At 54.7% G+C, this 14,065-nt stretch carries 11 protein-coding genes and 1 tRNA gene; 3 read left to right on the top strand and 9 right to left on the bottom strand.

The features are described 5' to 3' along the window. Window positions 1–26 precede the first annotated feature (26 nt). Window positions 27–1,592: a hypothetical protein gene (locus tag QN062_RS05605; RefSeq protein WP_369340865.1), complete on the bottom strand. Its 1,566-nt coding sequence runs from the start codon at window positions 1,590–1,592 to the stop codon at window positions 27–29. Window positions 1,593–1,956: 364 nt separating this feature from the next. Here QN062_RS05605 and QN062_RS05600 point away from each other — a divergent pair, with 364 nt between their 5' ends. Beyond that, a complete protein-coding gene (locus tag QN062_RS05600; protein ID WP_369340864.1) occupies window positions 1,957–3,063 on the top strand; it encodes a GntR family transcriptional regulator in 1,107 nt (368 codons plus the stop codon). Window positions 3,064–3,175: 112 nt separating this feature from the next. On the opposite strand, the gene QN062_RS05595 is transcribed toward QN062_RS05600, so the two are convergent. The 5 genes from QN062_RS05595 to QN062_RS05575 are packed head-to-tail and all read right to left on the bottom strand — an operon-like array spanning window position 3,176 to window position 8,777. Then, complete coding sequence (locus QN062_RS05595) at window positions 3,176–4,228, bottom strand: glycoside hydrolase family 76 protein (protein WP_369340863.1); 1,053 nt, start codon at window positions 4,226–4,228, stop codon at window positions 3,176–3,178. A 33-nt stretch (window positions 4,229–4,261) separates the two neighbouring features. Then, the gene (locus QN062_RS05590; protein WP_369340862.1) at window positions 4,262–5,518 is read right to left on the bottom strand and encodes an ABC transporter substrate-binding protein; all 1,257 of its coding nucleotides are present in this window, start codon (window positions 5,516–5,518) and stop codon (window positions 4,262–4,264) included. Window positions 5,519–5,578: 60 nt separating this feature from the next. Then, window positions 5,579–6,499, bottom strand: a complete 921-nt coding sequence (locus tag QN062_RS05585; RefSeq protein ID WP_369340861.1) for a carbohydrate ABC transporter permease — start codon at window positions 6,497–6,499, stop codon at window positions 5,579–5,581. Then, entirely contained in the window at window positions 6,496–7,464 is a 969-nt protein-coding gene (locus QN062_RS05580) for a carbohydrate ABC transporter permease (RefSeq protein WP_369340860.1), read from the bottom strand. The genes QN062_RS05585 and QN062_RS05580 overlap by 4 nt, the downstream gene beginning before the upstream one ends. 32 nt (window positions 7,465–7,496) lie before the next feature. Then, window positions 7,497–8,777, bottom strand: coding sequence for a glycoside hydrolase family 125 protein (locus QN062_RS05575; RefSeq protein WP_369340859.1), 1,281 nt, complete (start codon window positions 8,775–8,777; stop codon window positions 7,497–7,499). A gap of 534 nt (window positions 8,778–9,311) precedes the next feature. Here QN062_RS05575 and QN062_RS05570 point away from each other — a divergent pair. Beyond that, on the top strand, window positions 9,312–9,797 hold the full coding sequence (locus QN062_RS05570) for a phage tail protein (RefSeq protein ID WP_369340858.1): 486 nt from the start codon (window positions 9,312–9,314) through the stop codon (window positions 9,795–9,797). Between the two features lie 132 nt (window positions 9,798–9,929). On the opposite strand, the gene QN062_RS05565 is transcribed toward QN062_RS05570, so the two are convergent. Together QN062_RS05565 and QN062_RS05560 are read right to left on the bottom strand one after the other, a co-directional pair. After that, complete coding sequence (locus tag QN062_RS05565) at window positions 9,930–11,162, bottom strand: MFS transporter (RefSeq protein ID WP_369340857.1); 1,233 nt, start codon at window positions 11,160–11,162, stop codon at window positions 9,930–9,932. Window positions 11,163–11,284: 122 nt separating this feature from the next. After that, window positions 11,285–11,890, bottom strand: a complete 606-nt coding sequence (locus QN062_RS05560) for a TetR/AcrR family transcriptional regulator (RefSeq protein ID WP_369340856.1) — start codon at window positions 11,888–11,890, stop codon at window positions 11,285–11,287. 182 nt (window positions 11,891–12,072) lie between these two features. Between QN062_RS05560 and QN062_RS05555 the strand changes: the two genes are divergently transcribed. Beyond that, window positions 12,073–12,960: a dimethylarginine dimethylaminohydrolase family protein gene (locus tag QN062_RS05555; RefSeq protein WP_369340855.1), complete on the top strand. Its 888-nt coding sequence runs from the start codon at window positions 12,073–12,075 to the stop codon at window positions 12,958–12,960. An 856-nt stretch (window positions 12,961–13,816) separates the two neighbouring features. Here the strand turns inward: QN062_RS05555 and QN062_RS05550 are convergent. Further along, window positions 13,817–13,889, bottom strand: a tRNA-Ala gene (locus QN062_RS05550). Window positions 13,890–14,065: the final 176 nt, after the last annotated feature.

The raw sequence follows: 14,065 nt of genomic DNA, 5'->3' as shown, positions 1-14,065 counted from the left end.
CTTCCCGTATCCGATTCAGGACGGTGCTATTCGGCGGGAAAGAATCTTGGTGTCGGGTACCACTCAAGGTCCATCGGGCCATGACTGGTGCTCCAGTGCTCCGGATACGGTGAATGTGCCCAGTCCGTCGGCATTGCCTTCGAGTCTTCCCTCAAGGCCAGTTCGAATGCCCTCTTGATATCGTTGCGCTGCCCGGCATCCAATTCATCGGGATTGCAGGATATGAACAGAGGAGTGCCGCTGGCGGCAAGAAGCTTCAGCCAGCGACGGTTCAGCTCCCATGGAATGGCGTCGGTTATTCCAACGCAATCTGCATCGCATTGGTAGAAAAGGTCGTTCTGCGGCATTCTGAACGCAAGAGAGTTGACGCCAGTCCGCCTCGTGCGATTGAAATCGTGGCCGCTGGTGTCGTCCCCGACTCTCATCAGATCAAATACGCCGGCTGACAGATGGCTTACGGTATTGCACCCCATAAGCAATGCGTCACCTGCAGCCTTGCGGATGGCTGCATAGAAATCGTTGAATATCTCTGCGGTCGTCTTGCTCCTGTTCCAGAAGTGCAGAGGGGCGGCCTGGTAGTTCAGATCCATGTCGCTTCCCCAGCAGCCAAGTATGTCGTAGGTGGTGAAGTCGTGCTTGATCAATGCGAATCCCCACTCGGTGAACCTTCTGATGTCTTCGCTGACGTGCCTGAGAACTGCCGGGTGACTGATGTCAAGAACCTTGGTTCCATCGGGATTGCCGCGCAGAATCCATTCAGGATCGACCTCGTCTCGCGTAAGGAGCGGGCGGAACCAGATGCCAGCTTCCACTCCAGCCTGTCTCAGCCTCGATGCGACCTCGCCCATGTCGCCAAAGCTTGCATTGGCCTTGTCCCAAGGGCCGCCGTTATATGATTCGTCATGGCACGTCTGCCACCCATCATCGATGACGACCCATGGACGGGTCTTGCCTTCGGTGGGCCATATCGAGGCGAGGAAATCGGCTGCACGATATTCCAGATCCGCGCAGTTCCGGCCATAGGCGAAATACCAGTCGTTGAAGCCAGCCACCTTTCTTTTCGGGACCGGACGGCTTCCCTGTGACATCGCCGCGCAATGTCGACGGAGGGCCTCGAATTCATCGCAGTCATAATCGTGAATGACCAGGGTGCAGGCATCGAGTGCGCGGCCGTGCAGCACCAGCGGATCGTCGCCGTTGCGGACGTCAATCCACAGGTCGACCACGGAAGGGGCAACCGTCCAGGCACACCAAGCATGTGGTCTGATTGCGACACCCCAGCAACTTACAGGACCGCCATCGAGTCTTGCGCACCAATACCAATGATAGATTCTGTCGGGATTGAACCCAGTGAATTCGATGTCACCATAGTCGCGTTCGAAGCTGTCGCCAACGAATCTCGTTCCTTCGGGGAACGACATGTGCCATCCGATCTGGATGCGGAGAACGCCGGTTTCGTGTGCACGCAATGTGATATGGCCCTGCGCGGTCGAGACGTCGATGTCTGCGAAGGTCCATGCATCGAGGGAGTCCTGCTGCAGGTCATGCCATCCGGATGGAGTCTGGACTCGCATATAGTCGATGTCGTTCATATGCTTCCCCTGTCTGTTGATTGGAAGAGAGTCATGTGCGAAAGCTGCTGCTCGAAGCTTGGTAAAATAGATATATTAAGAATATACATATGATACTAATATATCTCTTGTAATCATTGTTCTAATCAGGAATGGCTGCTGAAGGCGATCCCGGTTGCATGCCTCGGTTGAGGGCATAATGATGATGAAGAGCTTCGAACCGTGCCAATCACATCCACATGTCGGGTGGCAGGAGCGAAGCAGCCAACAGAGATGCGGGAATGATCGGTTCAGTTGTCTGGCTGCCGGTGCAGTGTGGATTCCATATCGTATAATAGGAATATTCATATTAGTTATATAGAATATTGATGGGTGAGGAGTGCACGTGCTCTACAAGGATGTTTCGGATCAATTGCGTGAAGCGATAATTTCGAAAAAATACCCGGAAAACTCAAAGCTGCCAACCGTTCAGGAACTCTGTGCACAGTACGACGTCAGTGCAATCACCATCCGAAGGGCATTGGATCTGCTGCGAAAGCAGGGATACATAACGCGTCAGCCTCGAATCGGCACCACGGTGATCAGTTCAAACCCAGAGAATGGGTTCGTCGATCCTGAGCGACTCCCCACCATTGCAGTGATAATGACAGGTTTTGCAGACTCCTTTGGAACTCCTCTCCTTGAAGGGGCCTTGGAACAGGCTCGGAACAATGCGCATATCCTGCTTTCAAAGTCATCGGGAAGCGATGCGATCGAGGAGCAGGAGATCGATTCGGCGATCCAGGCCAAGGTCGATGGTTTGATTCTGCTCCCAAGCGATTCCGAATTCATCCCCGCGAGCATCCTTAATCTGATATCTCAGAAGTTCCCCGTCACAATCATTGACAGGGTCTTCCACGATGTTCCCATTGCCACCGTATCCAGTGACAATCTCACGGCATCCAGGGATGCAACCTCGCATTTATTCTCTCTGGGGCATAGAAACATCGCCTTCATCTCATCGGGAGGACATGCATCGTCGAATATCTCAAGGCGAAGGGGATGGGAGCTGGCCCACGCCAGTGCAAGCATTTCGCTGGACGAGGAGCTCTTCCTGGGCAATCTCAAATCCACTCTTCCCGGTTCGTCGCAGGCCGAGGAGGAAGAAGACGTCGAGAAGCTCATCCGCTTCTTCAGCGAGCATCCCCAGATCACGGCGTGCATAGTGGCGGAATACAATATCGCCTTGCTTTCCCGCTTGGCCCTTGAGCGTCTGCACAGACGCATTCCCGAAGATATCTCGGTAATATGCTTTGACCATAACAGCTATGCCTTTGATTCGCAGTTGTTCCGTTTCACCCATGTCGAGCAGCAGCAGGCGGAACTTGGCAGGCTCGCGATTCAACTGACGTTGCGGCAGATACGGCAAGGGCCAAGCACTGAGCAGATCCTGCTGCCCACCCATCTCGTGCTTGGCCAGTCGACTCGAGAGATTTCCCTGGAACATCGATGATTCGGGCGCGGGCCTGAATCATCGAAGCGTTGTCGAAGGAGCGCTTTTGCCTTGGCGGTCAGGTCAGGCTGGCCCATGCTGCGGCTGCCTGACCTGGATGGCTTCTCTTCTGTCAGTCTGTCTCGACGTGTGAACGCAGCTCTGCAGCCATGATGCCGCTGAGCTCCGTTGAATAGTATTGCTGCCCTTGGGACGGCGCATTCCAATCGTTGCCGAGGAGCAGAGCTCCGTCTGAGTTGCGTCTGGCATGTTCCCACATTCTGTCCGTGCTGCCAACGATGAAGGAGATGAGCTCAGGCATGGCATGTGATTCCGGACTGAGATGGTCGATGAGCAGGCCTAGATAGCGATAGAAGATGCCTTTGAACAGTCCTTCGTCGCCGTTCTCCCCTTCCACGACGAAGACTCCATCGCGTACCAATTCCTGCAGCGTGACCTTTGCCGTCCGAATGGCCAGCTGGGGAAGGCCTGGGTCATTGGTGCAGTCGGCGATTTCGATGGCAGCGCCAATATATGTTCCTTGGTTATACGTGAAATTCCATTGATCGTCTTTGACGAGATCCTGGTGTCTGTTGATGCCGTCTCCGACAAAACCATCCGAACGAACCAGCGTGTCGGTTATCCAGTCGAAGGCTGCCCGTGAATAATCGAGATAGCGCTGTTCGCCCGTGATCCTATGCAGACGAGCTCCAAGAATGGACAGCGGAGCATTGGCCGGAGTGTTCTTGTAATATGGCTGTTGCTTTCGCCAGGACAGCGATGGTCCGAGAATGTCGTTCCATCCGTTCTCGATCGTGTGATCCCAGAGTCGAAGGACCTCCTGCAGATAGCTTCGTTGGGAAGTCGCTTCATACAGTCTCAGATCGGCCAGTGCGAACCACAGCATGTCATCGAAGTAGTCATTGAAGAGCGAGCCATGATTCCTCGCGATGAGATTGTCATGTGTCTGCGTGGCCTGCCTGAGACGATGCGCATCATGAGAGCGTTGATACGCATCGAGCCGGCAGTCAATCACATGAGCGAGCCACCAATAGTTGAACAGCGCGTCATCTTCCTTGGTATGAGGATAGCGATTATGCAGATATTGGGGCTGCGGTGCCGAAAAGTAATCGTCCAGACTGTTCTGAAGTACATCGGCACGCAGTGCCCATTGTGTCTTGCTCATGATGATTCTTCCATATCCCTTATCGATGGATTGCTACTGATTGGCGGCGGCCTTTTCCAAGAGTGGATTGATCTGGGATTCGGCCTGATTGAGCGCCTGCTTCGCGGTCAGACGACCAGCCATGAATTGCTGGAGTGCCGGGTCGAGAGTCTTCGAGGAAGCATCTGACCATCCGGTTATGGTCGGGCGCGGTCGGGCGTATTCGAGGCTCTTGATGAACGGAGTCCACTTCTCGCTCTTCCAATAGGCATCCTTCGCGACCTCGGTATCGGCGGGAAGCCACTGTGCGATCTTGCAGAATGCAAGTTCGTTGTCCTTGTTGGCGGCAAACCACTTGATGAAGTCCCATGCGCCATCGGCATGCTTGGCGCCCTTTGGAATGACCAATCCGAATCCGCCGGTCTGCGATGCCTTGATGCCCGTCGGACCTGCAGGCAGCTCGGCGAAGCCATAATCCACACCACTTTTGTCGAGCGTTGGGATGTCCCACGGCGCATCGATCTTCATGGCTACGTTGCCAGCCGAGAATTCGTCGGTATTGGTGTCATAGCCATTCTCATAGATGTGGTTGTCGAGCAGCTGCTTCCAGAAGTTCAGCACCTCCAAGCCTTGCGCGCTGTTGAATGTCGCCTTCTTGCCGTCCTTGCTGACGGACTCTCCGCCAGCCTGCCATAGGAACATTTGGAAGAAGCCGACACCCTGCAGAGAGAAGCCGGACTTCTCGAGCTTGCCATTCTTGTAGACCGTCATCTTCTTCGCATCTGCAAGCAGTTCATCCCATGTCGTGGGCAATGTCGTGATTCCGGCATCTTTCAGCATCGTCTTGTTATAGACCAATGCGCGCACATCCGAAACGAGAGGCAGCCCATAGGTCTTTCCGTCATATTTCAACTGGTCCAATGCCGCTGGGTAGTATGTGCTCGTATCGATCTTGTCTTTCTTGATAAGGTCGTTGAGTGGCTGCAAGGCCCCTTTGGGCGCATAGGTCGATGTGTTGAAGCTATCCCACAGAACCACGTCGGGGGAGTCGCCGGCTGCCATGCTCGTGAGAAGCTTCTGCTCCATCGCGCTCGACTGAGCCGTGTACTTGACCGTATACTTTGTCTGCGAGGCATTGTATTTCTTGGTCATCTGGTTGATCTGAGCGACTTGGTCGCCGCTCCACGGTCCCCAGAACGTCAGCTGCTCCCGGCCACCTGACGATGACGAGCCTGCCGAGCATCCTGAAAGGAGCATCCCGGCGGCCAAGGAAACGGTCACCGCCTGCATTATTCTTTTTTTCGTAAACATCTTCTTCTTCCTCCCCTTCTAAACTCCATTGTTTGATTGTTGAGAAACAGATTGAATGAATTACTTGCCTCCTGTATTCGCTATTCCTTGAATGATCCATTTCTGGCAAAGCAGAAATACGATGAGCACCGGAAGCATCGTCACCACCGTGCCTGCCATCAGCGCTCCATAGTCCGTGCCGTAGGTATCGTCCCTGAATGACGCCAATCCGACCTGAATGGTCATCTTGTTGGGGTCGTTCAGCACGATAAGAGGCCACATGAAGTTGTTCCAACCGCCTTGGAAGGTCAGGACGCCAAGCACTGCCAGGCCAGATTTGACCAAGGGGAGATAGACCTTCCAGAAGATCTGGAATTCGTTCGCCCCATCCACCCTCGCCGCTTCGCCGAGCTCATCGGGCAGACTCAGGAAGAACTGGCGCATCATGAACACAGCAAGCGCGCCGATGCCACCCGGCAGAATGATCGCCCAATACGAATTGATGAAACCGGTGCCGCCTGAACCAAGGATGTCATTTCCGCCTACCAAGGGCATGTGACGCAATACGAGGAAAGTGGGGATCATCGTCACTATTCCAGGGATCATCATCGATGCAAGATAGGCCAGGAACACCGTATGACGGCCGCGAAACTTGAGCTTGGCCAATGCATACCCCGCCGCAGAGCCAAAGATGAGGTTGGTGAGAATTCCGCCAATTGTCACGACAAGCGTGTTGAAGATATACCGTGCGAACGGAATGGTCTGGAAAAGCGCCGCATAGTTCTTCAAGGTCGGACTCATGGGAATGAGCGAGAGCGTGTTCTGAAGAATTTCATTGGCCGGTTTCAGCGATGTCGCAAGCGACCAAAGAAGTGGAAAGACGGTCGATATGCTGATGATGATGACGCCGGCCCACCAGCAAAGCTCGGTCAGCATCCTTCGCGGCGTCAGTCCATTGGTCCGATTCATCGCAACGGCGGTCGAATGGTCATTGCCGATCATGATTCCTCCTTATCGGTGAAGTGCATGTTAATGAGCGAAAAGACAAGGATGATTGCAAAGAGGACGAATGACAGGGCTGATGCATAGCCCATCTTCAGCGAACCGAATCCTGAATTATATATGTAATAGACAATCGTGATGGTTGCGTTCCCCGGTCCGCCACCAGTGAGCAGATACGCCTGATCGAAGACTTGGAACGAGCCGATGATCAATTGCATGGTCACCAGGAACATCGTCGGTCGAATGGACGGAATGACGACATTCCAGACTATCTGCCACCAGTTTGCGCCATCAAGCTTCGCGGCCTCCCTGAGATCCACCGGGACGCTCTGCAACCCGCCAAGGAAGATGATCATGTTCACGCCGAATCCAGCCCAGATGCTCATCAGGATTATCGCGAACATCGCCCATTGAGAATCATTCAGCCAGTTTGGTCCGTTGATATGGAACCAGCCCAGCACCATGTTGAGCATGCCCTTGTCCTTGTTCAGCACCCACACCCAGATGGTCGCCGTGGCCACGCTCGACGAGACGACGGGAATGTAGAACAGCGTTCTGAACACCTTTGCCGACCATGTCCTTCTGTTCAGCAGCAGTGCAGTGCCGAATGAGACCACCAGGCCGAGCGGCACATAGACGGCCGTGTAGTACACGGTATTTCGCATCGCAACCCAGAAGAACGAGTCGCTCAAGACTGCACGGAAGTTCGCTAGACCGATCCAATGCGGCGCTGAGACGATTGAATAGTCGGTGAAGCTCGTCCCCACCGCCAGCAGCAACGGTATGATGACAAAGACCGCAAAGAACAGCAGCGGTATCGCCAGAAACATCCAGGCTGCACGAGACTGTCTGCGAACCGATTCATTCTTGGGATTTTCCGTTACCGGGTGTCGCGCCCTGTCCTCATCGACATGGGTCTGCTTGATTTCTGACATCTCAAGCGCGAGATCGTTTGTAGTAGTCACCCCAACTTCCCCCTTCTCTCTGATCGAGCTGATCAATCAGCATCGAATCCGGAATAATTCAGCACGAATTCGCAAAACATTGCGTTTGCCCACGAGAACCAAGGTCTCGTGTAGCTTTGTGAATCGTTGACGTCGAAAGACTCGTGCATGAGTCCAGTCCCCGCGTCTGTCTGGGACAGGGTCTTGAGTATCTGCTCGCGCTCGCCCGCATCGTTGCTGGTGAGTCCCTGGATGCTCAGGGCTATGGGCCATACATAGTTCTCAGGGGTGTGCGGGCTGCCGATCCCTTGCGCGCATGCGCCCTCATACCAGAATGGGTTTGATGGTGAGAGTATGTATTCACGAGTCCTGCGGTACGTGTCATCGTCTATGTCCCAGCCCAGGAAGGGCAGTGAAAGCAGACTGGGAAGATTGGCGTCATCCATCAGGATCGAGTTCCCCAGTCCGTCGACTTCATAGGCATAGATGTCACCGATGCCTGGCACGCTGACGATTCCATGCGTCAGTATGCCCTGCTCGATCTCATCTGCGAGTTCAAGGGCTTGCTGCTGCAGGGCCTCGTTATGGTGCACTTCATGGACGATTGCAGCCGCGTGCCTGAGCACAAGAACCGCATATGCGTTGTCGGGTATGTTATATCCGTATGCCGTGGCGTCGTCGCTTGGTCGGAAGGCGCTCCATGTCATTCCGGTGAATCCCGATTCAGGGCCCTTGCCGTTTCTTCCCAGCGTGTCCGACGGTTTGAAAGGGTGATCGCGTTCGAAGAGATACGTGGATTGTGCATCATGATGCTGCTCGATCCTCCACACCGTCAGTATGGTCTGCAGCACTTGCTCGAAATCATGCAGGTGAGAGGTCTCCCCGGTTCTGGACCATAGGGCGTATGCCAGATATATCGGCGCGCATAGTGAGTCCACTTCATATTTGCGTTCCCATATCCAAGGGCTCATCATCGTATGGTCATCCTGATGCCCTGCTGCGTTTGACGCGGGATTGAATGCATTGGCGTAGGGATCTATCAGTACATAGGCCTGCTGCCTGCGAGAAACCTGCGCGACAAGGCGTTGCAGGTGTTTGTCGGCGTTCAGGAAACGCAGGTATGGATAGAGCTGCCAGGTGGAATCGCGAAGCCACATCGCGGATATGTCGCCGGTCACCATGAATGCGGAATCGTTTTCATCGACCGTGACCGTCGATTGCAGAGTGTCCGAGAAGCAGTTCTCAAAGATCTCTGCGGCGCGTGTCGGCACTGAATTCCGGACCCGCGGAAATACCTGTGACTCTATATATCCCAATGACGTAGCCATAATCATGACCAAACTTTCTGTGTGCTCCATTGCATTCTTAATGAATTTATCATAAATTATTGTGACTTCCAAATATTATGTATATTCATTAATTATGAACTATAAGGATTGATGATTTATGTGCTTTGCCATTGCTCAAGAATGGGGATTGTGGCTTTTTATCTCAGAAATTTGCTTTAAATTTAATAGGTATATTATGTATATATCTATTAATATTCATGTATCTTTGAAGACATCTGAGGAATGAATCGCTGATTTTGCCATGCTCTGAGAGTCAGTTCATAGCAGGGAACAGGTCATTATGGAGAACAGGTCATTGTAGAGAACAGGCCCTTGGAGAGGGGTGTTCGCTCGGGTCCGATGCTGGGTGCTCGCATGCCCACCGTCGCTGGGATCCCTAGCTGTCTGCCGATTTTCATCGGACGGGGCATGCATGCCGTTCGCTGTTGCCATATTCGATGGTGACGGTTTAGACTTGAATCCTTCGGGTTGGGTCAGTTCTGTGCCGGGGGAGTTCCTGGACTTCGTTGGAGGATTGAAATGTCAATGATCGTTGATTTTAAGCAAGTGTCGGTCGAGGGCCTCGAATCATCGCCATATGCAGAGGCCTTGGCAGGCGTCAGGGCGAACGAGGCTCGATACTATTGGAATAAGTACCAGCATCGCTTCACGGTCACACCCGCAGAGGAGAGCGAAGAGACGCTGGAATACGTGAACCATGTGCTTGAGGAGGAGCGAGGATTGAAATTTGCTTCGCTGCCATTGCAGACCTCGCGGTTTCAGGTTGCGTCTCTGAACATGGCCTATGTGTTCTATCAGAGCGGGCTTTCGGTCAATGTCATGTATTCGCTGGATCCGGAAGGGAAGCGTGCCGTCGGTTTCAAGCTGTGCGAAGGCATGGAGGTACCTGCTGAACTCGCCGATAGATTCAAGTTTGCCAGACAGAAGTCAAAGTTGGCCGGAACCATTCGAGGATCGTATTTCGTCATCAAGAATGAGTATCCCGTGCTGGAGGAAAGGGCCTGATGGTCGCCGGGCGCTGCAGGTGAGAGATGAGAGCATGAGGTGGCTCGGAGATGGTTGTCGCCAACCGGCGCAATCGAGAGTGGCGTCACTGACATGACGGTGCCTGCGGACGCCGATGACACCGCTGTGAGCTCAGTGGGCGCCCTTGATGGCTGTGACGATGACTCCGCTGACGACCACCAGAATTCCTGAGGCTATGAACACCGCCGAGTAGCCGGATAGGGAGATGCCTGCCGCTGCAAGGATCGGTCCCAGTGCGATTGCACTCAGGTCGGCGACGTTGATCAGGCTCAGGTCGCGGGCTCGGCGTTCGCCGTCGGGGAGCAGATGGACTGCCATTGCCATGCTTGTGGACGCATATGCCCCATACCCCAGTCCGGTGAGCACAGCCAGGACGATTACCCCAATCCAGCTGGCGGTCACCGCACCAAGCACCGCTCCCACCGCGAATACGAGTGTGGCGGTCACCAGACACCAGGTGAAGCGGCCGGTTCTGTCAGTCAGCGAGCCCGCGAATATGGCGGCGACGATGACGCATGGCGCATATATCGCGGTCAGCAGCAGCACTCCGTCGTCCGTTGTCTGGCCGGGGTGCTGCGCGGCATAGTGAATGACATCCTGAAGATAGTAGAACAGATAGGCGAGTGCCATGTTCTGCCCGAGGCCGAAAAGAATCCGGTGCGCGCAGACCAGCCAGAAATCCTTGCTGCGTGGAATCAGGTGTTCCCAGCGAATGCGTCTTCTCGTTCTGGGGTGGGCCTGTGGGAGGGTGTGGTCATTGCGAAGCGTGGCGATGAAGCATAGCTGTGCGAGGCAGATCAGCCCGCCAAGAATCATGTATACCAGGCTTGGCGATGAGACCAGGGTCTGAATGCCGGTCCCTAGGACGGGGGCTGCCGCGGCGGCGATTCCCAGGCATGCCGATGCCATGCCTCTGCGCCGTTCGGGAACCACGTCGGGTATGGTGGCCGATGTCGGAGCCATGAGCATGTTCGCGCCCACTTGGAGCAGGGTCCACCACAGAGCGAGCTCGGCGATCGATTTCGAATGACCGATGATGATCGATACGGGAAGGATGACCGCCAATCCGGCCACCAACCATGGGATTCGACGACCGAAACGGGTTCTGGTGATATCGCTCAGATGTCCGATGAGTGGATTCGTGACGATGCCGACGATGCCAGCGATGCCTGTTACGAGAGCGAGTCCGAACACCTTGTTCCCTGGTGCGATGCTGTCGACCTGATTGGGAATCGTGCTCAGGACCGGGCCGAGGATGATTGCCCACATGCTGGTGCTGGCGGCCACGAGTGCGGGATAGTATGCGCGTCCGATGACAGGCCGAGCCGTCACTGTGCTCTCCATCGTCATCATTGGCGCCTGCCTAGCGCTTGAGTGACGATGCCTGAGCTCGAATTTATATTGACCATATGGCCAATATAAATCATCATTCTTGCGAGTTTGCTCAAAAGTCTCTGGAATTTACCTCATGTGTTCTTGGTCGTAACGAAGCCGAAACCGGCAAGCAGGGCATCCATGATCTCGACCATGCGTTCCGCGGGGATGCGATCGGGATACATCGCGACCTGCGCGCCGAGTCCATCGAGCGCCGAAATGATCGTCTCTGCCACAAGGGATGGATCGGGACCGGCAAGATGTTCCTGGGCCTGCGCGCCTCTGATCAGCAGTTCGAGCGCGCGTCTCCACTCGGTGTATGAGCGCCAGCGCTCCTCTGCCAATTCGGGATTCCCGATTGCATATGCCCAGAATGCAAGCTCGATCTGCTCTCCAATCCGGCCTTCCTCATCGACTGGAAGAGCGTCATACACCGCTCGTTGCAGTGCTTCCAGACCGGACAGGCCATTGAGATTCGCGTCGATGCGATCGGCAAGCTGCTGGTATGAACGTTGCAATGCGGCTCGCAATATTTCGTTCTTCCCGTTGAAATAATGCGAGATGATCCCATGGGAGACCCCAGCCTCCTTTGCGATCTCGCGTGTCGTCGCCCCTGAAAGCCCGACTCTCGATACCACCCTGAGACACGCGTCGACGATTTCCAGTCGGCGTGCCGAGTGATTGACGATCTTGCTCATGCTTGCAAGCATAGCGAGCGGGTATCACCGCGCAAGCACGGCGGAGCTTGACGCATTTTTGGAATTCGTTTATGTTGGACATGTGGCCAATGTTGCCGTTAGGGTTGGGCCTGTTGAAAGTTCTGTGCCGCGAAATAGGTTTGCGGCTCGCGTCGACGGCAACGAAGGACGATAGGAGCATCATGATTCAGATTGCAAACCCCAGCGATATCGGTAAGCTGCACGAGGCGATAGTCGGTCCATACAAGACATATAACTGGTGGAACCTGATCTGGGGGTCTCTGCGCTACCCGGATCTGGCAAGCCTTCGATATGTCGAGAACAATACGGTTCGCGTGCCCAATCATGACATCGCGCGACGTCAGCATGACAAGCTCGTGCAGACCCTGGTCGATTCCGGCGTCAAGGTCCATACCCTCGCATCGCTGCCGGACGTTGACATTCAGCTGTATCCGAGGGACATCGCGTTTGCGGTCGATGACACGATCTTCCTGTCCCGTTCGCGCGATCCAATCAGGAAGAAGGAGCAGAGGGCTCTCGAACCGTATCTCACCGAGTTCTCGAAGGTCGAGAGAATCGAGTCCGGTCATATCGAGGGTGGCGATGTGATGGTGACCGACGACGTCGTCTTCGTCGGTCTGAGCGAGGCAACGAATCTTCAGGGAATCAGCGCGCTGAGGGCATGCTTCTCACGCGCCGGCATCGACCGGGAGATAGTCCCGATCGAGTTCTCAGGCCGCGGAGTCGTGCATCTCGACACGAAGTTCACGATGGTGGGGCCGAAGCTCGGATACATCCATTCATCGTCGCTGACGCCATATTCGCGCAGCCAGATAGCCTCGCGCTTCGAACTGATCGAGGCCAACGACGTCGAGGCCCGCTCGCTGATGGTCAACACAGTCGCGCTCGCACCAGACCGCATCATCATCGATTCGCGGGCAAGGCGACTGGCCGATGCGCTTCGGGCGCACGACGTCGAGCCGGTTCCCTTGGACTTCTCGGAAGTCACGAAGTTCCCCGGAGGCTTCCGCTGTGCAACGCTTCCGCTGTGCAGGGATAACGTCAAGTAGGTATTGACTGTGCATAAGGGTGCATGAGGTTGCATGAGGGGTCGGTCTGGCAGACCGGCCCCTTGCCGTATCCCCGAGTACCCTGTGATGAGCTGTGTCGTGTGTGGAGGGGCGAGGTGTCGATTTCATCTGGTTTCAAGGCACGATGGTGAGCCATTGAAATCCGGATGCCGAATTGTGCGGCCTTTTCCCACAGCATGTCTCAAAATGCCCGAATTCGAACCGTGGTTTCAACGTTTTCGTTGGCAACACTCTGAAGAGACCGCAACAATCGATTTTCGCGCGTGCTGGGCTGCCGATTCGGCAGATGTGGCTTTGAAATCCTGAGGAAACCGAGCAAGGTCGCACGGAGAGGCTCGTATGCTTTTGATGTGTGCTGCACATTGCGGTGATTGCTCTGTTGCACGCGCGGTTTTTCATGCTGACCGTCAGTTTTCTGTTGGAATTGCAAGTTTTTGGCACTCATGAAAGTACAAAACAGTGGAATTGGTGCACTGGCGGTGGCTATCATGCCGTTTTCGGCCGTATATACTCAACGAAGTGCCAAAAACTTGCAATCTCGACTTGTGAAGCAGGTCGATGAGGACCGAAATGCCCAGAAATTGTATTCCAGGCGTTTGAAGTGCCTTTGCCGATGCTTCTCAGACGTGGCCCGGACTGTCTGCAGATATCTTGGATGCGGACGATGACACGCATGGCGATCGTGTGGACTTGTCAGTCGAATTCGGAGCGGGACCGACAGATGGTGTACGCGCTCATTGCAATGGTTTCGATAAGAACGAGGTTGCTAGAAGCTCGCAAGCTGTGAATCGGAATGAGTCGTGAATCGGAATGAACCGCGACGCAGAATGAACTGTGGAGCTAGGGAGAGTCGAACTCCCGACCTCTTCGATGCGAACGAAGCGCTCTACCAACTGAGCTATAGCCCCAAGTGGATGTTGCCGTGCATTGCAAGACAACGAATGCCACTTTAGCGCAGGGTCTGTTCTTTCGCAATTTGAGAGGAGAATTCCACGTGATCCTGCGCAAATCGCCGAATCATCGAATCGCCGAATCACAGAGCGATTCGCCAGAAGACCCTCATGCCGCTGCGGTTGTTGACAGC

It is taken from the genome of Bifidobacterium sp. WK012_4_13 (genome assembly GCF_041080835.1).
Classification (GTDB): Bacteria; Actinomycetota; Actinomycetes; order Actinomycetales; family Bifidobacteriaceae; genus Bombiscardovia; species Bombiscardovia fermentum.
The sequence above is the reverse complement of the archived record's forward strand: the minus strand, read 5'-3'. Positions and strand labels throughout refer to the sequence as shown.